Consider the following 18,908-nt stretch of genomic DNA (forward strand, 5'->3'; position numbering starts at 1 on the left):
GCTGTCACCCGGCGGTGATCAGCCCGCCACGGGCGCCGGCTGCTCCCGCCCGTCGGCTAAGACTGGGTGGCCAGTCCCCACCGGCTCGCCCCGCGATGGCAAGCAGGGAACATCAGTACGATTCGGCACGTCGGGCAGCACACGCGCTGGCCTGATGATCCAAAGGAGATGATGACGGTGCGCCCACCCCGGTTCGAGGCCCTGCTGGTGAACGTGGCGAAGGACCTGCCGGGCGTACAACGGGTAGCCACTCTCGCCCAGGCCGAGCACACCGCACATCCCAATGGCATCGCCATCCAGTTCGCCTCGGGTGCCCAGTTCTGGTGGCAGATCACGGCAGTGTCGGCGCCCGGCGACGTCTACAGCACTGAGGAGGGCCCCGCCGTCACCGGGCCCTCTGCCGAACCCCGGCCGGCACCAGACCTCACCGCCCAGCCGCTGCGCACCGCCGCGGTCGAGGAGGCACTCGCCGCCGCGGTCGCGGCGGCGAGTGACGAGGTCGCCTCCGTCGACACCTTCTCCAACCGCACCCCTGCGCCGGCGATCGGCTACGGCCTGGCGGTGCGCTTCCACAACGGGGCCACCATCTTCGTCAACGGACTGGCGCACGTACGGGCTGGCGCCACCAGGCCTAGCGGCTACCTGAACCTGCCCGCCGTCTGAAGCAGCGGCCAGGGCCACGGTGCCGTTCCGACGCTCCCGGCAATCGGCGTACCGGGAGCGGCCGGGCTACGCCGCTGCGACGAGGGCCATGCTGTCGTTAATCCGGTACTCGACCCCTGTACTGCGGCCTGCCGGCGCATCCGGGTCGATCAGGGCGACAAAGGCGGCGAACTTCCCGTAAAGAGTCCGGCAGCGCGCCGCGTTGGCCAGCCCCTCGCCGGCGGACCCAGTCCGCAGCGACTCCAGGATCGGCAGCAGGTTGTGGCCGGAGAGCTGAACGGACAGCAGCCCGCCGTCAAGCCGCTTGATCCGGCCTTCACGCAGGTTCGGGTCGACCTTGAAAGGTCCCCTCGCGGCGAGGTTGGGGCCGTTCCAATAGTTGCCGTCGAACGTGCTCTTGATCCAGTTGGGCTTCCACATGCCGAAGGCCCGCAGCCCGCAGGTCATCAGGCATCTGTGCCACCGGTTCGATGGGGTCGGCGGACGTGCCAGGCGGTGCTGCGCGCGGTCCGGATCTACTGGCGGACCAGGCTGGCCATCTCCCCCTGATGCTCGGGGGTGGCCGCCGTTCCGCCACTCTGGCGGGGCCGTCGGACGTGGCGAGCGGTGCCGCGCACGCCCCGGATCTGCCGGCGGCCAGGCGGCCAGGCGGCCAGAAGCATCATCGTTATCAATTCGTTACTCACACCTGTGGCCCAGCTCAGGAAGCCCGAACATCGCCTCGCACCCGCGTCGGGATCGCCGACCACGTCCGCGGCCACGACCAGGTGCCGCCGCCGGCCCGCCGGACTCGCCCATCTGCGCCCCGCCAGTCAAATTCCTGCCGCGCCCGGCAAGTTGAGGCCTGCCCGCCCGGTACGTAGCGTCACTGCTGTCGGCAGTCACCGACCAAATCCACTTCTCAGCCCCTGAAAGAGGTCGATCTGCCATGGCCAAGACCGTGAAGCCGGATGCCGTTGTCGTGCGCGCATACATCGTGCTGCGCCCGAGTGGCGATGAGAAGATCGCCAAGGGAGACTTCGGCACTCTCCCGGAGGCCATGGCCCAGGACTGGGACGGCCACGAGTTCGAGCTGTACGACGAGGACGGCGAGACGATCGCCCTCATGGGCGCCGACGTGCGGTGCGAGGATATGCGGCGCGTGAAGCTCGACCCGGACGCGAGCCTGGAGACCGTGATGGCGGCCTGGTCCTCCGGTACGACGGTCGTCTGATGGCCAGGATGAGGAAGCCGCACGGTTCGTGAACCGTGCCCGACCGGCCCGGAGAGCAAGGGCCGGAGGCGTAGGTCGCGCGGACGGGCCAGTCAGCCACCATCGGCGCCAGTGCTCCGGCGGGCGGAGCGGACGTGGCGGGCAGTGCTGCGCGCCGTGCGGATCTGCTGGTGGACCCAGCTTCGGGTCCAGCCCGGCGCGAACAAATGCTCGACCAGGTGGAAGAGCACCTTCAGCTCGGTCTGGTCCAGTACCAGCGGGTGACGCTCACCGGTTTCCGGGCAGCGTCGAGCCGGTCTCTGCGCGGTCGCCATCGCGTCCCACAGCGGCAGCACCTGCAGGCGGAGGGACTCCACCGATCCCTCTGTACCGGCGTCGGGCGCGTCGGCCACCGTGGGCCGGACGCCCTCCGCGAGCGCGGTGCCCCGCAGGATCCGCATGGCCGTCTTCATGTTGCTGTGCGAGGAGCCGCACCAGCGGTCCAGCTCACCCTTCCGGATCTCCACCACCCCACTGTCGTGCTGGGCCGACCATCACCACAGTGGTAGCTGTCCGGGAGAACACACACCCTTGCTTGGCCTCCTCCGCGTCGGCCCGACGGCCGCTGCGGACTCCCGGGGGCGAGGCAGCACGGCGGCCGCCCGCTCACAGGGGGTTGACGCTTCACGGACCCGCCGATCGGCTGGAGGTCTCCACGTCCTGTAGCCGCCGAGCCCGGCGGCCAGAGCATTCTTCGCACCCACCACGTCCGCGTGCTCACGGTGTCCGCAGGACGTGCACACGAAGTCGGCTTGGCTCTTGCGCGACTTCCTGTCCACGTGCCTGCACCGCGGGCACGTCTGACTCGTGTAGGCGGGGTCCACCTTCCGGATGGCTGTCCCCGTAGTCCGCGCCGCGTTGCGCAAGGCCAGTTCCAGGGCGAACCAGCCCTTGTCCCGAATCGAGCGGTGAAGGCCGCGCCGTTGAGCCGGGCCCGTTCCCGGGTACCCGGCGGCCGCGGACGACATCGCCCGCACGTTCAGGTCCTCCAGCACCAGCAGCGCGCACCCGGTCACCAGCTCGCGGGCCGTCTTGGCGTTGAAGTCGGCACGGCGGTGGCGAACCCGGACGTTGACCGACGCGATCGCGTCCGCCGTCGCGTGCCACCGGCCCGAACCCTTGCACCGCCGGTGTAGTTGCCTGTTCAGCCGGCGAAGGCGCTCGGCCTCGCCCGCCGTCACGAAGGCCCGGTTGAACATCCGCCCGTCGCTGGCCACCACCGTCTGCACCACACCGCGGTCGACCCCAAGCCGGCCGCGCTCCAGTGACACCGTCCGCTCCTTCATCGGGGTGTCCACCCGGAACGCGACGTACCAGTGCCCCCCGTCGCGGCACACTGTCGCCGCCCGTACCTCGCCGCCCAGCGGACGCGACCAGCGAAACCGCACCCATCCGAGCTTGGGCAGCTTTACCCGGCCCACATTGCGCGACACCCGCTCCACCGGCATGGGCGTCCCCGCCCGGGCCCGCCCCCCCCCCCCCCCCCCCCCCCGGGGGCCCCCCCCCCCCCCCCCCCCCCCCGGGCCCCGCCCCCCCCAAACCCCCCCCCTGCGGGGGTGGGGGGGGGGCCCCCCCCCGGGGGGGCCCCCCCCCCCCCCCCCGGGCGGGGGGGCCCGCCCCGCCCCCCCCCTCGACGGCGCCCACCGGCGCTGAGAGCGCCACCGGACCCGGAACGGACCGTGCCGCCGGCACGCACTCTCCAGGTCACGCAAGGTCTGCTGCAGCAGATGCGACGGCGCCTCACCCAGCCACCCGAACTCCGCCTTCGCCTGCGTCAACTGTCGGCACTGCTCGACATACCCGATCGACCCACCGCGACGCCGGTACTCCCGGTACTGCTCCAACCCGACGTTCCATACGGCCCGGCAGATCGAGCCGAACGACTCGACCAGAGCAGCCTGCTCGGTGGTCAGCTCCAGCCGATACCTACGCCCCGACAGCACCGCATCCCCCTTCGCCACGGCCGAAGGTACCGACCAGCCCAGCCAGCTGGGTACCGCTCTCACCCGATTCACCCGTACGAGTCGGGCACCGGTCACACCGCCTGCCGCCCTCGACGAAGGCGCACCGGTCACAGCTGCCGAAGGCCCCGCGCGGACCGTGTCGGTGACCCTCTGTAAGGTGCGCCGGTGATCCTCAACGAACGCGCCACCGGCACGTCCCCCCACCAGTTCCAGCTGACCTATTCTTCCCCCGTCCGACCGGTCCGCTATAAGCACCGCGATCTCCGGCAGGTCATCGGAAATCTCATCGGCTCCGCCACTGAGGACGACGTGCTCGCGGCATTCCTCCTCCAGGCCGAGGCCCGGGCCGCCCGCACCGCCTACGACGAGATCAACGAGTGGTTCGACCTCGTCACCGCCGAGGTACGAGCACGCGAAGAACAACTGCTGAAGGCCGACGACTACGACCCCTCACTCCGCTGGGAGGCCGAACGCCTCCTGAGGACCACGGTCTCCTCGTATCGGCTCCACCTGGAGCTCCTACGACAGGCGAAGCAAGCCGGAGACGTGGCCTTCACACGGCTGCAAGCCACCTACGGCAGGGTCCCCCACGCCCTCCTCACCGACGAAAGCGCCCGCAGGGCGGCCGACGCCGTCATGTCCAGCCACAGCGCCGCCGCCGAGGTATGGCAGCAGTTCTGCGCGACCAGAATCCAGGCCAACCAGGAAGCGAGCCGCCTCATCGCCGCCTCGCGCCGCCGGGAGGCCTTCGCGGCGAGCGGCGCAGGCTGCACCCCGCAGGAACTCCGTTCCCTCGACGGCACCTCGTTGGAGCACTTGGCCGCCCGGCTCCTCACCCGCGACGGGCTGACGTTGCTGCGGGCCAGTGGCGGGCCCGGTGACCAGGGAGCGGACCTGATAGCCGTCGCCCCGGACGGACGGCGGTTCGTGATCCAGACGAAGTACCGGCAACGGGGGGCTATCAACCCCCGGGTGGTCTACGAGCTCAACGGCACCGCCCGCGACCTCCACGACGCCGACATCGCCGTGGTCTGCACGAACTCCACCTTCTCCGACCAAGCCACCCGGGACGCCGCGAAACTCGGCATCCACCTCATCCACGGTGAGCAGCTGAGCCTGTGGGCCACCTGGGGCGACACCATCTACGAGATCCTCAGACTCGATCGCCGGGTGACGACCACGCCGACCGGTGAAGGTCAGGCGGCCGACCACGGCAGCTCAGTCGTGACTGTGAGCAGCTGCTGCACAACCACGGACAAGGCACGCGGTCCAATGTTGCAGCCGGACAAATGAGGATGGGTCAGCCCCGACCATGGGTACGGTCAGCGGTGTGAACGACGACGTGGAGAAGCCATCCACCGGGGGTGCCGGTGCCCGAGCGGGCACGCCGGACACCGTGCTGGTGGTCGTTCGCGGACCGAGTGGTGCCGGGAAGTCGAGCGCCGCCGCCAGGATCCGCTCCGTGTACGGCCGGGGCCTGGCCATCGTGGGTCAGGACCAGCTGCGCCGTGAGGTGCTGCGTGAGCGGGACGTCGCCGGCGGCGCGAACATCGGCCTGATCGGCCTGGTTGCCCGGCACGCTCGCGACAGCGGCTTCCACACTGTCGTCGAGGGCATTCTCGACGCCGGCCGGTACGGCGCGATGCTCAGCGACCTGGTGGCCCGCCACCGCGGGCGCAGCTTCCTCTACTACCTCGACGTCGACTTCGCCGAGACAGTGCGGCGCCACGCCACCCGGCCGCTGTCCGCCGAGGTGAGCGCCGAGCAGATGGCCGGCTGGTACCGGCCTTTGGACCTCTTGCCCGACGGTCACGAAGTCGTCGTCGGAGAGGACAGCTCCCTGGACGACACCGTTGCCCGGATCCTGAACGACACCGCGCTCACCCCGCCGGGCCGGACACCGTTCCACAAACCGGCCGATCGCGAGTTTGTGATGCATCCACTCGTTCCCGTTGGTGGATCGTAGTGATCTTCATGCGGAAAACTGAGTGCGTGACGCTTCCTACTCAGCTTGCCTCTGCCGAAAAGATCCACGACTACCTCATTGATCAGCTCAACCTCGCCCTTCGCCGGCCCGGGATGTTCGGGGGCGAGGTGGCCCTTCGGGTCCTGGTTGACCACCTGCTGTTCGTGGAGGGCCAGCCCGAGGAGTGGTCCGAGCTGGTCCAAGGCTGGGAAGAGCAGGGGCTCTGGACCTCCATTGGCCCCAGCGGGGCCTTCCAGGAAGTCTTTCCCGCGCAGGGTGGCGGCTACGAAGTCGCCTCGGTATATGCGGAGTTCGCACAGCGGCGCGGCTGGCTCAAGCCCGATCGGGTTCTCACAGCCGAGGAGTACGAGGCCCTCACAGGCCAAGTCCGGGGGTGGGCCGCAGTCAACCGCACCTGGGCTGACGTGACGGCGGAGTTCGGCCCTCCCTCTGTGCTGTTCGGAGGGAACAATCCTCTGTACGGCAAGACGCTTGGCTACTGCCCGGAGGATCTGCACCAGCCGATGGTGGTCTTCCACCTGTGGAACGGCAGCGAACCGGGGACCGAACCGTGGCCGCCCGAGCATGCACAACCGTTTCTCCTTGCAGTGCGTTTCGGCGGCGGCTCCTTCCGCAGATCGTTGACCTTCACCCCCGAGGGCACACGGAGAAAGCCAATAATCGGGGATCCCTTCCGCTCGCAGTAGCGGTCAGGACCCCGGGAAGGACAGCGTGCCCCGGGGCGCCGACGTTCCGGCCTTCCAGCCGGCGGCCCTCAGTGCGGCGACGGCCGCTGGCGGGTCAGCCGGGCTCAGCCCAGACTCCGCCCTGACCGAGTGGCCACCGCGAGGAGCTGGGCCTCCACGCCCGCCAATCGGAGCGCGAAGACCCAGCCGAGGAGGTCCCGGACTGCTGCGCCTTGATGGTGCGTCAGCAGAGGCCGGCCGGACAGGTGGTGATGCGGCCGGTCGGGATCGGTCGCGGCCGGGCTGGGTGACCGTTGACACACGGGAAGGCCAACACCCCACCCGGCCTGAAGTCACCGGGGTGCTCCCTGCGCGCACCGGCCGCACTCATTCTGACTGCTTGGTCAGACCGCACCTGTCCCGGGCTTTTGCGATCAGCACGTGATCAAGTCCAGTTGCACTTGTGAATCGCTACAGACAGGGCGTTCGTGGCGTACGTCCAGCTGACATTCGGCCTGTCCGACTCAAGATCCCACGAATTGCCGGTGTTCCAGCTGCCGTCGGACTCTTGGCGCGCGTACGCGGCGTGACATGCATACTGCAGACGCAGAGATTCTGCCTCGTCGGCCGTATCCAGGCGCAGCGGATTCGGCGTGTTCGTCCACACCTCCTGCCATCCGGCGACGGCCTTGTCAATGCCGCCCCGGAACCCGGCATCCGTCGGGAAGACCATCAGCACGAACCTGTCCGAATCCGTCGGCAGGTTCACTCGCACCCGACTGATGAGGCTGCCCGGTGCCCTCACCTCGTAGCCGGTGCACTCGCCGCCGCAGCCCTCCGTCGCGCCGCCCGGAATCCAGAACAGCGTCGCACCCGAGGCGAACCTCTGCGTAACCATCCGGTACGTGTGGACCTGCCCGGTATCGACATCCGTCCACGAGTCGGTGCCGTCCGTCTCGTCGGACGCCGGGTAGCCGAACGCGCTGTTCTCCCAGCCGTACTCGCCCCACGTCGCGCCGATCCTCCCCCACACCGGGTGGGCGCCGGTCGCCGCCGACCAGTACACGGTGCCACCCTCGAAAACCTGACGCACCCCCTTGCCACCCGGGTTGCTCAGCTCGTCCGACTTCGGGTAGCCGAGCGCGGACCGCTCCCAGCCCATCGCCTGCCACTTGTCGCGCACCGCCCCCCATACCGGGTGGGCGCTGGTCGCCGCCGACCAGTAGATCGAGCCGCCCTGGAAGCGGGTGTACCGGCCACGCCCGTCGGGAGTGGCCATCTCGCCCGTCTCCGGGCACTTCAGCGGCGAGGACAGGTCGCCCAGCGCGATGTACTTGTCGAGGATCGCGCCGGACACGGTCTTCCCGCAGAACTCCCGGTCGGCTGCGGCCGCCGGGGACGATGTAAGCAGGGGAGCAGCCAGGCAGGCCGCCGCGAACAGAGCCACTTTCCGTAGTGTCTTCACCCCGGAAAGGTATCCAGCAAAGAGGTTCGTGAAGAGAGGAAATCCAGCCGGGCTGCATCAGAAATTCCCCAGTACTCGCGCCACCCCTGCAGGAGGCACAGTCGGAGGACGCCAAGTACTCGCCGGACGAGGTGCACCGGGTGTCTGTCACCCGGGAGTACACGGGCTGGCGGCTGATCTACGCCTACGAGCCGTTGGGGGCGACCACGTGGGGCCCGCACGAGGTGATCGAACGGCTCAGCACGGCGTGCGGCCGGGCCCAGGTGTACTACCAGGACCCGTTCGCCGACGCGGTGACCTGGGCGGCGGCCCAGGACGGCGAGGTGATCCGGGGCTACTGGCGCCACGGGGACGCCGAGTGGACCGGCATGCCACTGCCTTGGAAGACCGTGCTGACCGAGGCGGACTTGGCGGACGACCCGCACGAGTACGAGTCCTACGCCGAGGACCCGGGCCAGGTGGAGACCACCGACGTCAACACCGCCGCCGCGCACCTGTCGGTGGACCCGAGCGCGACCCGCACCGCCCACCGCGACCCCCTGGACGAGCGCCCGGGCAGCCCTGCGAGGTGTGGCTGGTGCTGGAGTTCATGCAGCGCGGGAGCAACACCGACCCGACCGACCTGGTACACCGGGCACTGACCAGCAGCCCGTAGGGGCAGCCGAGCGGACAACTCGCCCGGCTGCCCCTTTCGTCGTCTCCCGCGCAGGCTCAGGGCCGGGCGCGACCTTCGGCGCTGATCTTCAGCAGCGTCATGCAGGCTTCGTAGGAGGCACGGGCGCGGGGAACCTTGATCAGGAGCTGCTGAGGGTCCGGATGGCACTGCGGGCAGGGGATGGACTGGTGATAGACGTTGCCGTCCTTCTCGTACCTCCACAAGGTCCAGCGGGCGGCGGATGCCTGGCACCGTCCGCACCATGGAAGGTGCTGAGCATCCGCTGTCGCTCCGGCGTTCGGGTTGCAGTCGGGGCAGCGGCTCAGCCTTCCGTTTTCGCTTTCCACCCACCGCTCGCTGGGGTTGGCGGTCGGTTTGCCGTCGTTGCAGCTGCCGCACCACTGCGGCAGCTGTGGGGCAGTTTCCAAGGCTGGGGCGCTTCGCAGGGCGTGTACGGAGGTGAACGGCCCGGCGATGCGCTGGCCGTCGGTGGCGGTGAAGGCGAAGCCGACCGTTTGCTTTGCGCTGCGCCTGCTGCCGTGCTGGCGGCCGCCGGCGGGGCTGCTGAAGGTGCCGGTGGTGAAGGTTCCGGGTTCGACGTCGTGCCAGCCGTCGGCGAGGAGAACGGCGAGGACGGTGGGGCTGGCCGGGCGGAGGTTCACGATCGTTGCTCCTGGGTGAGCGGGGCGGTGCTCTGCCCGGCGAAGTGGTGCTCGGGTTCGCGCAGGCGCCAGCGTGGTGCCGGTGGTTCCTGTGCGATGTCGTCCTCGGCCGGTTCCTCCGGCTCCCGGAGGAGGTAGGGCGCCGGCTGGTAGGCGGGAAGGTTGTCGCGCAGGGTGTGGCGGCTTCTCTCGCTGCGGCTGGTGCCGTGGGTACGGCGAAGCTGCGCGCGGATCGAGGCGGCGGCACGGGCGACGGTCTCGGGGGAGGAGCGGCGGCCGTCCGGGATGTCCTCGGCGCGCATGTTGAACTCGGAGCGGCTGGGGCGGCACAGGACGCAGGTGCCGCGCTCGTCGCGCAGGTCGCCGTCTTCGCAGTTGGGGTCGGTGCAGTTGCCTGGTCGGACCAGGGCGACGGCGATCTCGTCGGCGCGTTTCTTGAGCTCGCCGTTGTGCAGGCCGGAGTAGAGCAGGTACCAGCGCCGCTCGATCCTTTCCCGCATCTCGGCGGGTGTGCGGACAGCGAGCTGGTCGTGCACCAGGGCCGGGACGTCCGGAGGCAGCCCGCCGGAGTTCTTGGCGAGGACGTGCAGGAGCACGGGCGGGAAGCCTTCGGTGACCCACGAGACGGGGTTCATCCCCCGAGCCAGGTAGGGGGTGGTCATGGTGCGTCTCCTTGCCCCGGGAGGCGGCGCCAGGGGCGTGCGGGTTGTTCGCTTGTCGGGTCGCTCTGCCAGCGGCGGTGTGTGGTGACGCGGCGCTTGGCGGTTCGGGTGCACTGCCAGCACAGCCAGCCCTTGGGTGCGCGGCGGTCGAGGGTGGCGTTGTGGCAGTCGGTACTTGCGCAGGTCGTGCGCTTGGGGCCGCTGGGCTCCTCGGCGCCGGTGTCCTTCTCCGCGTCCTGGTAGCCCTCGGGGCGGGTGCGGGTGAGGTAGGCGGCGTGCCGGTCGGGGTGGAAGTCGACGATCTCGACGGCGACGGCGTTGGTCGCGTCGCTTCCGTGGTGGGCCTGGCAGTGCTGGCGGACCCAGCGCAGGGCGTCCATGTAGGCGAGGGGGGTGAGCTCCCAGACCCAGATCGCCCCGCGTGGGGCGGCGGTGCGGCGGCGGGTCGCCGGCGGGGGCAGGGGGATCTGCTGCCAGCATCCTTCGGTCTCGTCGAACACCGGGCGGTCGCACCGCTCTTGCGTGTTGTCGTCGAAGGCGACGCAGCGCAGGTCGTCGACCGGGCCGGGGGCGATGCGCAGGCGGTCGTTCCAGGCGATGACGTGTCGGACGGGTCGGCTGTCGGCTGCTGGTGCCGCTTCGGGTTCGGCGTCCTGGACGGCCTCTTCGGTGGCCGCTTCGCTCTGCGGGGGCGGGGTGAACTCGCCTGCTCGGATCATTTTTTGGGTGAGAACGCCGAGGCTCTGCAGGAGTGGGAGGAGACGCTCGTCGAGGTCTTCGTGCTGGGCGGCGGGACAGATGGCGGGGTGGGCGATCCGGCAGAACTGGTCGAGCCGGCCGTGGCTGCCTGGCTGGGCGAGGCCGCCGCTCACGGTCCAGCGGTAGCGCTGGGGGATGCCGGCCTTGGGGAACTCGACGGGGGTGAGGGGGATGCGTCCGCCGTCATAACGGTCAAACCAGACGATTCGGTTGCCGCACCAGCGGCATCGGCCCTCGGCATGGGAGCGCAGGGTCCTGGACGGGCTGGTTGCGTGAAGGCGCGCGTTCTGCAGGCCGTCTCTGCCGGTCCTCGTCTGCATCAGCGGTCCCCTTCCGCACCCGTCATCTCTGACGCTGACGCACCATCATGCACTACTCGACCGGTCCGGGACGCAACCTCGTGCCGACCGTGAGTACGGTCTGTGCGTCGCGGGGTGATGGATCGTCATGCGCCGGCGATGAATCCACTCGCGGCAGCCGGGGTGTCGTTCCGGTGTGCACGTTGCTCGCCCGACGGCCTGGCAGGCCTCGTGTAGGTTCTCAATCCCTGTGTCATCCGCCGACGCTGTGAGCTGGGCGTTCTTCCGCTGTCTCACGCCGTGTCAGGCGGTCGCAGTCTCACGATCCATGTCATTTCCTCAGCACTCCCGTTCGATGCGAGCCGCTGACCTGCGACATGACATCGGCGTGAGACTGCGGCTGAGAAAATGACACGGAATCTGAGACGCTACAAAAAGTCAGGCAATATCCGGTGCCATATCGACAAATCGCGAATAATGCCCCTGGAATGCTACTTCGATTGTGGCATTCGGCCCCTGCGAATGCTTGGCAATAATGAGGTCGGCCAGACCTGCCCGAGGTGATTCCTTCTCGTAGGCGTCCTCTCGGTGGAGAAGGATGACCAGGTCCGCATCATCCTCAAGCGTTCCGGAATCCCGCAGGTCGTAGGGCTGTGGACGCTTGTCGGCGCGTTGCTCCGGTCCCCTGTTGAGCTGGGACAGGACGACGACGGGGATGTCCAGCTCCATGGCCATCGCTTTTGCGTGCCGCGAGATTTCGTTGACCTCTTCGTAGCGGCTGGAAAACTGGCGCAGGCCGTAATGGAGGAGCTGAACAGGGTCGATGACGATCAGCCCGATGTCGTTGCGGGCCTTGAGGCGACGCGCCTTCGACCTGATTTCCAGAAGCGTTTTCGGAGACTCGTCGACGTAGAGCGGAGCAGCGGCGATGTCGGGCATTCGACGGGCGACTCTGATCCAGTCTTCGTCGGTCATGTTGCCGCTGCGCATGTGGTGCAGGGCGACGCGGGCTTCTGCGGACAGCAGTCGCAGGGAGACTTCCCTGCGGCGCATCTGCAGGGTGAACAGGGCTGCGGGGATGCCGTGGGTGATGGCGCAGTTGCGGAGGATGTCCATCGCGAGGGTGCTCTTCCCGATGGCGGGGCGGCTTCCGATGACGATGAGGTTGCCGTTCTGCAGTCCGTTGGTGAGGGCGTCCAGTGCGGCGAAGCCGGTGGGGATACCGCTCATGGGTGCGGTGGGTGTGCCGGCCAGCTCCATGAAGTCGAGGGCTTCTTCGATGAACGTGCTCAGGAGGGGGACGTGGAGTCGGTGGCGGTTGGGGTCGGCTGCGGAGAACACTTCGGCCTCGGCGAGCGCGATGACGTCTTCGATCGGTGCTCCGCTGGCGGCGGCGCGGTCGATGTTGACGGCTGCTTCGCCCAGGCGGCGGCGGACGGCGCTCTGGTGGATGCGTTGTGCTCGCTGTACCGCCCGGCGGGCGCTGGGGTCGGTGGCTGCGATGGCGTCGATGTACGCTTGTCCGCCGACCTTGTCCAGGTCGCCGAGGTCGGCCAGGTGCTTGCCGACGACGATGGGGTCTGGTGTCTCGTTCTGGCCGTAGAGCTCCAGGACGGCCAGGTAGATCAGGCCGTGGGCCGGGAGGCGGAAGTCGGCTGATTCGATGGTTTCCAGGACGTCGGCGACGACGTTGGGCGAGCGCATCATGGCGCTGAGCAGGCCGCGCTCGTCCAGGTCGTAGTCGGCCGGCTGCGGGTCGGGCTCGGCCGGTGTGACCGGTTCGGTGTCGTCGCTCATCAGGTCCCAGCCCCTCGGTGGTACTCGGTTTCCGCTGACTTAATGCCCTGTTGTGCATGGTCATACCACGTTCGTGGCGCTGTGCTGAATGGCCGTCAGGCTTCGGGCCGGGCGTAGTGGCGCTGCCGGGCTCGGAGCGCGGCCGCGGTGGCGGCGGCGAATCGCTTGCGCTCGGCTGCTGCAGAGGGCGGGCGGGGGTTGAGGTTCTCGGTGCCGCTCAGCCAGCCGGCAGGGACCGCGAGCGTCCGCTCGTCCTCCTGGCGCCGGGCGGCTCGCCCGGCCTGATCGGCCTCCAGGCGATGGTGAAGGTGCGCGCGTGCGGCTTCGGCTCCGGGCAGGGCCGTTCGCGGCCGGTAGGGGACCGGGTCGGGGTACTTCCTTGGCGGTGGAGTGCGGTGGGCGGTAGCGGGGTCGAAGGTTCTGCTGCCAGCCGCTTCCGCGGAGAATTCGAAGGCGCGGACGTTTACGTGGGGGAGCTCGTGCTTGACCCGGGCGATCAACTGCCGGGACAGGAGGCCGAGCTGGGTAGTCCAGGCGGTGGAGTCCGTTGCGAGGGTGAGCAGGCCGGAGTTCGCGTTGAAGGCGATCGGCCGCGCGTGCTCGGCGATCTCAGGTCCGACGATCCAGCCCCAGGCTGCCTGCAGGTGGGCCAGCGGGGCGATGCGCTGGTACATCTCCACCTGCTGGAGCTCCTCGATCAACATCCTCAGCGCCAGCTCGGGTTCGTTGTTCACCCGGAACCGCGGCATGGGTGTTCGGGACAGCCCGGAGCGCAGGCTGAAGTCGCCTCGGCGCCGGGCGTTCTCCTTGTAGGCCCGCAGGAGGTCCCAGGCGAGGTCTTGTCCCTCGATGCCGACCGGGCGCATGGGGCTGCCGGGCGGGGCGGGCTGCTTGGTCATGAAGTCCATCCTTCCGTACGTGGCACTCAAATCGAGTGGTTCCTGCATGGCCGCGGAACATCAGCGACCGGCGGGCGCGCAGGGGCGGCCACCGTGCTGACGCAGCGCCAGCACGGCCGCCAGGCGGGCTTCCAGCAGGTGCCGGGCAGTGCGGCGTCGGCTCTCCTGAGCCGTCCGCCGGGCCGCCCGCTGGGCGGAGTCACTGTCCGGGTTGCCCATTCGGCGCAGTTCGGCCTCCTGGGTCAGCGCGGCGTCGGCGTCAGCCTCGGGGCTGCAGGCGAGCTTGCGCAGAGCCTCGGCCCGGTACATCTGGACCGCGGCCTGAGCGGTGTGCATGTAGCTGGAGTGCGCACCGTGCTGGTCGGCGCCGGCCGGTACGGCGCTGAGCATCTCCTCCCGAAGTTCCGCCCGCACCTGCGTGTTGACAGCCCGGACGCTCTGAGGGTCCCTCAGATCGGCACGGCCCACGAGTGCGAGGTTCACGACCTCCACGATCGCGGCCTGGGTGGCCCGCTTGACCGTGCAGAGCGTGCACAGCCCATCTGCCTCCTGGATGCCGCAGTCGGCGCAGGGCCGTGCCAGGCGGCGGGCCTGGGCGGCTTCCTCCGCCTGCGCCAGGCGCTGATTTTCGGCGTGCTTGAGAGCCAGGGCGTGCGCGGTCCGCTCCGCGCGGTCCTGGGCGTCCTCGCGCAGCTGTGCGTCGATCATCGGCTGTCGTTCTTCGAAGGTGAAGCCAGGGGTGGCCCGGACGACCTGCTGGATGATGGCCCTGCGGGTGGAGCGGCGGTCCACCACCCCCATCGTGCAGGTGGTGCAGTCCTCGCCGGTGAGCAGCCGGATCGAGTCGTCGCAGCCGTCGTGGGCGCACATCTTGCGCTGGGGCAGGCCCTTGTCGAGCAGCCAGCCGAGCGGCGAGGTGACCTTGGCAGCGCCGCCCTGAAGCTTCAGACGGTACTTGAGCCGCTCCGCCAGCACCTCCGGGGCTCGGCTCTCGCCGGTCCACCGACCGATCGCCGTCAGCTGCTCCCGAACCGCGGTGGCCGCCCTGTCACGAAGCCAGGGCCGGTCCAAGCACTCCCACACGGCGAGCACCGGAGCGATCGCCATGGCCAGGTCGGTCGGGGGAGCGGTGCGGGTGACCGCGTACAGGTGCCCTCTCCGGGGCTGGCGGGCCATCTGCGGGCCGGGTGTTGTGCCGATCGAGCTGGAGTTTTCGGGCTGTTCCCCGCGAAGCGGGCCGTCCTCGCCACCGACGAGCCGAAGTCGGGGCAGGTCGGACTCCGGTGCATTCTCGCGCGCACTCGCGCGTTCCGGCCGACGCTGGTCAACCCCAACGGCGCAAGCGCCGGAAAAGCCATCTACCTCGTCAACAGGATCACCAGGAGTAGCCACAAGAGCGTGGGGAGCGTGGAAGTCGGCACTCGCCGAAACCGCCGCACCAGACGCCTCGACCGGCATTTCCGCAGGTCCAGAGCCTTCCTGAGCCTCCGTCAGCCGCTCGGGGCATTCAAGATCTCCTTCGGTACTCACCGACGGCAACGAAGAAGCCGCCAGAGCCTCCTGCACGGCCTCCGCGTCCGCGCACGCCGCAGCAGCCGCCGGCGCAGCAGCCTGCGGCACCTCGACCTCGCGCAGCTCCGGACGGGCAGCCGGCCGCGCGCCCGGCACCTTCTTGCCCGGGCGCACCGCCGCGTAGCTCTCTGCCACCGGCACCAGGATGACCCGGCCCGTCGGCACGCCGTTTTCGTCCCGCTCCACAAAGGCCAGGTCGCTGACCTCCAGCCGCGAGAGCACCCGGTCGGCGACCGCCGGGGTGACCGCCTTCGCGCCGCCCCGCATCAGCAGACCGAGGGTGGCAGCACCCCGGCCCAGCTCCGGCGCCTTCAAGGAACCCGAGCACAGCTTCAGCCGGCCGTCCTCCCGGCACGACAGCACCAGCAACAGAAGCGCCAGACGGTCCGTCGCCGCACCGTGCCGCTGCTCCCGCTCGCGGAGCGCGAGTAGGCCGGGCGGGGTCGGCGCGGAGTTCTTCGGGGTCCGCCCCGTACCGAACAGCGCCTCGCACAGCCGCTTCAGCGTCACCAACTCCGGGAGGGAGAGGGCAAGCGGGTGCCGGACATCGCGGGCACGCCGCAGCCGAGCCACCGGCTCCAGGCTGAGGTCGAGGGCCACCGGCTCGCCGTGCTCGTTGGTGACCACCAGGGTCCGCAGGGCGCCGCGGGAGCGCAGCGGCGGCAGCACCTTGTGGCTGACCATCGAGACGCTCACACCGAGCCACCGGGCGAGCTTGCCGGAAGACAGCACGGTCCGGCCGCTCGCCACCGCGCCCTTGGCGTAGACCACCACGGCGGCCAAGCGCGCGGCGTCCGACAGCCCCACAATCGACTCGTCCGCCAGCAGGGCGTGGACCGCCGCCTGCAGCCGCAGCCGCATCGGCTCACCCAGCAGTAGCGGCTCCGGCGAGACCGCCTGGTTCGGGACAGCACGGACCCATCCGCGGCCGCGAGCTACTCGCTGACCCGGGATCGGTCCGACGGACGTCCTGTGAGCGCGGGGCGCCCCGTGCTGGGCGGCAGACTGTGCCGTCACAGCGCCACCCCCGAACGACGTGCCGCAGGGAGCCCGCAATCGTTGTGACGTACATGGCAGCCAAGAAGAACCCCGCCGCGCGCCGCGCCCGCGAAGCCACCCGTCGCGCAGCGGCAGCCGAACGCATCGGCCCCCGCCCGGTCATGACGCCGCGTCCGCGCACCCTGCACTCCCTCAAGCCGCCGGGCGCCTACTACGAGGAGTGGCACACCCCCGTCGGTGACGACGAAGAGGTGATCGCCATGCTCACGGAGACCTACGGTGCAGACTCCGGCGAGGTCTTCACGATGCGCCTGATGCTGGAGTACCGGACGTTCTACGGACCGAAGGTGCCCTTCGCCGCTGCCGGTCACCTCGACCTGATCCTGCGGGACAGCGCCCTTGCGGCTGAGCTGCAGCAATCGATGGGTTCCACGTCCGACGACATCCGTGAGTCGTTGCACTCCCTGCACGCGCAAGGCCTGGTCCTCGTCGATGGTGACGGATCGCTCTGGATGACCGTCCCGCCCGGCACGCCGCTCTCGGCGCCCGGAGGCCAGTGGGCCTTCGTGGAGCAGAAGGTCTCCGCTCCAGTCCTGGAGGGCTGACCGCGGGCCGTCGGCGCTTGCCGCCAACTCCGACTCCGACCTCAGGGTCCTCGGAACCGTGTCTGCCGAACTGGCCGATACGGGATCCGAGGCCCCTGTCTTGTTCGCCAGAAGGGCGTGGACAGCCGCCGGCAGTCGCAGGCGCATCGGCTCGCCCAGGAGCAGTGCCTCCGGCGAGACGGCCTGAGTCGTGACAGCACGAACCCACCCACGGCCACGGGTCGGCTGCGGCTCAGCCGAGCGCGAACCGCGAATGGCCCGCATGGCCGGAGAGGCCGAAAACGGGCGGTTTCGACGACGTGCGGGCACGCCGGAGTGGAAAATGGCAGCGCGATGCTGCATCATGACGTTGCTCTCCTACTGACGCGGGGAGGGCACGCAGAAGCCCCTCACCGGGTCGAAGCGGTTCTCCGCAGAACCGAATGAAAGTGCGAGTCGACAGGCCGACGCCCGACAAGGCGAAGGCGGTCACTCACGAGGAACACATCTGGGCGCACTACCGGGCTGCTAACCCGGTGGGCTCCCGGGCGGCGCTACCGCAAGCCCTCCCTGGCAGGAGGACAAGCGGACGGACGCGCCGCCCCAGTAGGCCTAGGTCATCCCCACCCCCGCGCCGGGCTGGCCGCCCAAGGCGGCCACAGCAGACACCACGCTCCTGACGACACGGAGCGCAGGACAACCCGAACGGACCAGCCCAACAGCGCGGGCGTCACACGGACGGGTGAACCCAACGCGGCGGGCAACGCCGCCGACCTGGGAAATCTCAGACCTGAACAAGCTCGTAGCGGCCGGGCGCGGCAGTGAGCCGCGCGACACCGGCCGGGTGCTGTTGCACCGGCGAGTCGAACTACGGGTACGCTGATTCACAGCGCCACCTCTCCTAGTAGGTGTGCGGGGTCAGTCGAGCGACTACGACGAAGCTCCTGACCCCCCGGCCCCGGGCAACCGAGTCCGGTGGGGACTATTCCACCCCGCCGCGGTTGCAACGGGGCTTTGGGCTTTCTGGACCTTCACCGCCTTGCAGGGATTCCACCCCCCGCGAGCAGTTGCGGTCCGTGTCTGATCCTACGCCCACAGACACCCTCTCCTGCCACGCCATTGCACTCCTCGCGCGTGTGTGTCGGGCTTGACCGTTCATCACACCACCGGCCCGTAGTTGCTCACCGTCAGCTCTTCAGCATGTGGAGTGCGTCCTTGACAGTGAGAGCTGCGTCATCCTTAGCGGTGGTCCAGGTTCGGAGCGTCTCAGCGACGGCCCGCATCGCTTCGTCCGGCAGCCCGGCCTCCCGCAGTGCATCGGCTGCCTCGGCCAGCTCAGGCGCCCATCGCCACGCTCGCCGCGCGGTCGTGGCGATGTAATCGGTTTCGGACAGATAGCTCCCCTGCCGCTTCCCAGCGACGTCAAGAAGCGCTGGGCCGACGCCGTGATGCTCGGCCAGACCGTACGCCAGCGCTACGAGGACTCTGCTGGCCTTCTGGAACGAGGTGTAGGAGATCTTGAGAGCACTCGCCTGACCGACTTGCTCGCCCACCACCGGAGTCGCGACAGCCGTATTGGCGAACAAGCTGGCAACCAACTCCATCGCGCTGGCGGGGCCGGAGAGGTAGAGCTTGGCCTTCTTAGCACCAACAGGTGGTGAGCCGATGACCGCACCGTCCACCACAGCGCGTGCGCTGACGCCGACCACCTCGCTGATCAGCGCGGCCCGCTCAGGACTGATCGCATTGCCTTCAACGAAGACTCCAGCGAAGGCAGCAGCAGCGACCTGGCGGGCGACTTCCTCAGCGTTGGCCGGCGGGCACAGTGAGAGCACCACGTCGCTACGCTCCAGGAGCTGTTCCAAGCTGGCTGCTGGTACCAAGCCCGCCTGCTCGGCGCGGGCGACCGTTGCGGGGCTGCGCCCCTGAGAGCACCACAGCACAGTGGAGCCAGTTGAGGCCGCGCAGGCAGCGACGGCCGCTCCCATACTGCCTGGGTGGAGGATCCCAAGGGTATGACCCAC

Annotated in this window: 18 protein-coding genes and 1 pseudogene; 7 read left to right on the forward strand and 12 right to left on the reverse strand. The window is 69.4% G+C overall.

The window, feature by feature from the left end:
* The first annotated feature begins 177 nt into the window (after positions 1–177).
* The gene (locus tag ACIRPK_RS20565) at positions 178–663 is read left to right on the forward strand and encodes a hypothetical protein (RefSeq protein ID WP_403040689.1); all 486 of its coding nucleotides are present in this window, start codon (positions 178–180) and stop codon (positions 661–663) included.
* A gap of 66 nt (positions 664–729) precedes the next feature.
* Here the strand turns inward: ACIRPK_RS20565 and ACIRPK_RS20570 are convergent, their stop codons facing one another.
* Positions 730–1,110 (reverse strand): hypothetical protein, encoded by a 381-nt coding sequence (locus tag ACIRPK_RS20570; RefSeq protein ID WP_403040690.1) that lies wholly within the window; start codon positions 1,108–1,110, stop codon positions 730–732.
* A 481-nt stretch (positions 1,111–1,591) separates the two neighbouring features.
* Between ACIRPK_RS20570 and ACIRPK_RS20575 the strand changes: the two genes are divergently transcribed.
* Positions 1,592–1,876: a hypothetical protein gene (locus tag ACIRPK_RS20575; RefSeq protein WP_402878944.1), complete on the forward strand. Its 285-nt coding sequence runs from the start codon at positions 1,592–1,594 to the stop codon at positions 1,874–1,876.
* A 92-nt stretch (positions 1,877–1,968) separates the two neighbouring features.
* On the opposite strand, the gene ACIRPK_RS20580 is transcribed toward ACIRPK_RS20575, so the two are convergent.
* The 3 genes and pseudogenes from ACIRPK_RS20580 to ACIRPK_RS20590 all read right to left on the reverse strand — a co-directional run.
* Positions 1,969–2,382 (reverse strand): hypothetical protein, encoded by a 414-nt coding sequence (locus ACIRPK_RS20580; RefSeq protein ID WP_403040691.1) that lies wholly within the window; start codon positions 2,380–2,382, stop codon positions 1,969–1,971.
* Between the two features lie 27 nt (positions 2,383–2,409).
* A complete protein-coding gene (locus ACIRPK_RS20585; protein ID WP_403040776.1) occupies positions 2,410–3,363 on the reverse strand; it encodes an RNA-guided endonuclease InsQ/TnpB family protein in 954 nt (317 codons plus the stop codon).
* Positions 3,364–3,735: 372 nt separating this feature from the next.
* Positions 3,736–4,134, reverse strand: a pseudogene (locus ACIRPK_RS20590) (helix-turn-helix domain-containing protein); the annotation flags it as partial.
* Here ACIRPK_RS20590 and ACIRPK_RS20595 point away from each other — a divergent pair.
* From ACIRPK_RS20595 to ACIRPK_RS20605, 3 genes are read left to right on the forward strand one after another with little or no spacing between them, the layout of a single operon-like run.
* Entirely contained in the window at positions 4,045–5,172 is a 1,128-nt protein-coding gene (locus tag ACIRPK_RS20595; protein WP_403040692.1) for a restriction endonuclease, read from the forward strand. The pseudogene ACIRPK_RS20590 and the gene ACIRPK_RS20595 overlap by 90 nt on opposite strands.
* 37 nt (positions 5,173–5,209) lie before the next feature.
* On the forward strand, positions 5,210–5,845 hold the full coding sequence (locus ACIRPK_RS20600) for a kinase (protein WP_403040693.1): 636 nt from the start codon (positions 5,210–5,212) through the stop codon (positions 5,843–5,845).
* A 26-nt stretch (positions 5,846–5,871) separates the two neighbouring features.
* On the forward strand, positions 5,872–6,552 hold the full coding sequence (locus tag ACIRPK_RS20605) for a hypothetical protein (protein WP_403040694.1): 681 nt from the start codon (positions 5,872–5,874) through the stop codon (positions 6,550–6,552).
* Between the two features lie 424 nt (positions 6,553–6,976).
* On the opposite strand, the gene ACIRPK_RS20610 is transcribed toward ACIRPK_RS20605, so the two are convergent.
* On the reverse strand, positions 6,977–7,978 hold the full coding sequence (locus ACIRPK_RS20610) for a DUF2599 domain-containing protein (protein WP_403040695.1): 1,002 nt from the start codon (positions 7,976–7,978) through the stop codon (positions 6,977–6,979).
* Positions 7,979–8,136: 158 nt separating this feature from the next.
* Between ACIRPK_RS20610 and ACIRPK_RS20615 the strand changes: the two genes are divergently transcribed.
* A complete protein-coding gene (locus ACIRPK_RS20615) occupies positions 8,137–8,637 on the forward strand; it encodes a hypothetical protein (RefSeq protein ID WP_403040696.1) in 501 nt (166 codons plus the stop codon).
* 70 nt (positions 8,638–8,707) lie between these two features.
* Here the strand turns inward: ACIRPK_RS20615 and ACIRPK_RS20620 are convergent, their stop codons facing one another.
* The 6 genes from ACIRPK_RS20620 to ACIRPK_RS20645 all read right to left on the reverse strand — a co-directional run bounded on the left by ACIRPK_RS20620 (position 8,708) and on the right by ACIRPK_RS20645 (position 16,162).
* Positions 8,708–9,313 (reverse strand): hypothetical protein, encoded by a 606-nt coding sequence (locus ACIRPK_RS20620; protein WP_403040697.1) that lies wholly within the window; start codon positions 9,311–9,313, stop codon positions 8,708–8,710.
* Positions 9,310–9,975, reverse strand: coding sequence for a hypothetical protein (locus ACIRPK_RS20625; RefSeq protein WP_403040698.1), 666 nt, complete (start codon positions 9,973–9,975; stop codon positions 9,310–9,312). Before ACIRPK_RS20625 ends, ACIRPK_RS20620 begins: the two co-directional genes overlap by 4 nt.
* Positions 9,972–11,054, reverse strand: coding sequence for a DUF6083 domain-containing protein (locus ACIRPK_RS20630; RefSeq protein ID WP_403040699.1), 1,083 nt, complete (start codon positions 11,052–11,054; stop codon positions 9,972–9,974). The genes ACIRPK_RS20625 and ACIRPK_RS20630 overlap by 4 nt, the downstream gene beginning before the upstream one ends.
* Positions 11,055–11,471: 417 nt before the next feature.
* Complete coding sequence (locus tag ACIRPK_RS20635) at positions 11,472–12,830, reverse strand: replicative DNA helicase (protein ID WP_403040700.1); 1,359 nt, start codon at positions 12,828–12,830, stop codon at positions 11,472–11,474.
* 95 nt (positions 12,831–12,925) lie between these two features.
* Positions 12,926–13,729: a DciA family protein gene (locus ACIRPK_RS20640; RefSeq protein WP_403040701.1), complete on the reverse strand. Its 804-nt coding sequence runs from the start codon at positions 13,727–13,729 to the stop codon at positions 12,926–12,928.
* 60 nt (positions 13,730–13,789) lie between these two features.
* Positions 13,790–16,162 carry a hypothetical protein gene (locus ACIRPK_RS20645; RefSeq protein WP_403040702.1) on the reverse strand — a complete coding sequence of 791 codons (2,373 nt, stop codon included), beginning with the start codon at positions 16,160–16,162 and terminating at the stop codon, positions 13,790–13,792.
* 209 nt (positions 16,163–16,371) lie between these two features.
* Here ACIRPK_RS20645 and ACIRPK_RS20650 point away from each other — a divergent pair, with 209 nt between their 5' ends.
* A complete protein-coding gene (locus ACIRPK_RS20650; RefSeq protein WP_403040703.1) occupies positions 16,372–16,905 on the forward strand; it encodes a hypothetical protein in 534 nt (177 codons plus the stop codon).
* Between the two features lie 1,166 nt (positions 16,906–18,071).
* Here the strand turns inward: ACIRPK_RS20650 and ACIRPK_RS20655 are convergent.
* Complete coding sequence (locus ACIRPK_RS20655) at positions 18,072–18,908, reverse strand: DUF1932 domain-containing protein (RefSeq protein ID WP_403040704.1); 837 nt, start codon at positions 18,906–18,908, stop codon at positions 18,072–18,074.

This window comes from Kitasatospora sp. NPDC101801, from assembly GCF_044766665.1.
Classification (GTDB): Bacteria; Actinomycetota; Actinomycetes; order Streptomycetales; family Streptomycetaceae; genus Kitasatospora.

Coding starts and splice junctions, on each gene's coding strand:
- ACIRPK_RS20570 (WP_403040690.1), bottom strand. CDS start 1,110: ATGACCTGCGGGCTGCGGGCCTTCGGCATGTGGAAGCCCAACTGGATC.
- ACIRPK_RS20575 (WP_402878944.1), top strand. CDS start 1,592: ATGGCCAAGACCGTGAAGCCGGATGCCGTTGTCGTGCGCGCATACATC.
- ACIRPK_RS20585 (WP_403040776.1), bottom strand. CDS start 3,363: ATGCCGGTGGAGCGGGTGTCGCGCAATGTGGGCCGGGTAAAGCTGCCC.
- ACIRPK_RS20625 (WP_403040698.1), bottom strand. CDS start 9,975: ATGACCACCCCCTACCTGGCTCGGGGGATGAACCCCGTCTCGTGGGTC.
- ACIRPK_RS20630 (WP_403040699.1), bottom strand. CDS start 11,054: ATGCAGACGAGGACCGGCAGAGACGGCCTGCAGAACGCGCGCCTTCAC.
- ACIRPK_RS20635 (WP_403040700.1), bottom strand. CDS start 12,830: ATGAGCGACGACACCGAACCGGTCACACCGGCCGAGCCCGACCCGCAG.
- ACIRPK_RS20640 (WP_403040701.1), bottom strand. CDS start 13,729: ATGACCAAGCAGCCCGCCCCGCCCGGCAGCCCCATGCGCCCGGTCGGC.
- ACIRPK_RS20645 (WP_403040702.1), bottom strand. CDS start 16,162: ATGCGGCTGCGGCTGCAGGCGGCGGTCCACGCCCTGCTGGCGGACGAG.
- ACIRPK_RS20650 (WP_403040703.1), top strand. CDS start 16,372: ATGGCAGCCAAGAAGAACCCCGCCGCGCGCCGCGCCCGCGAAGCCACC.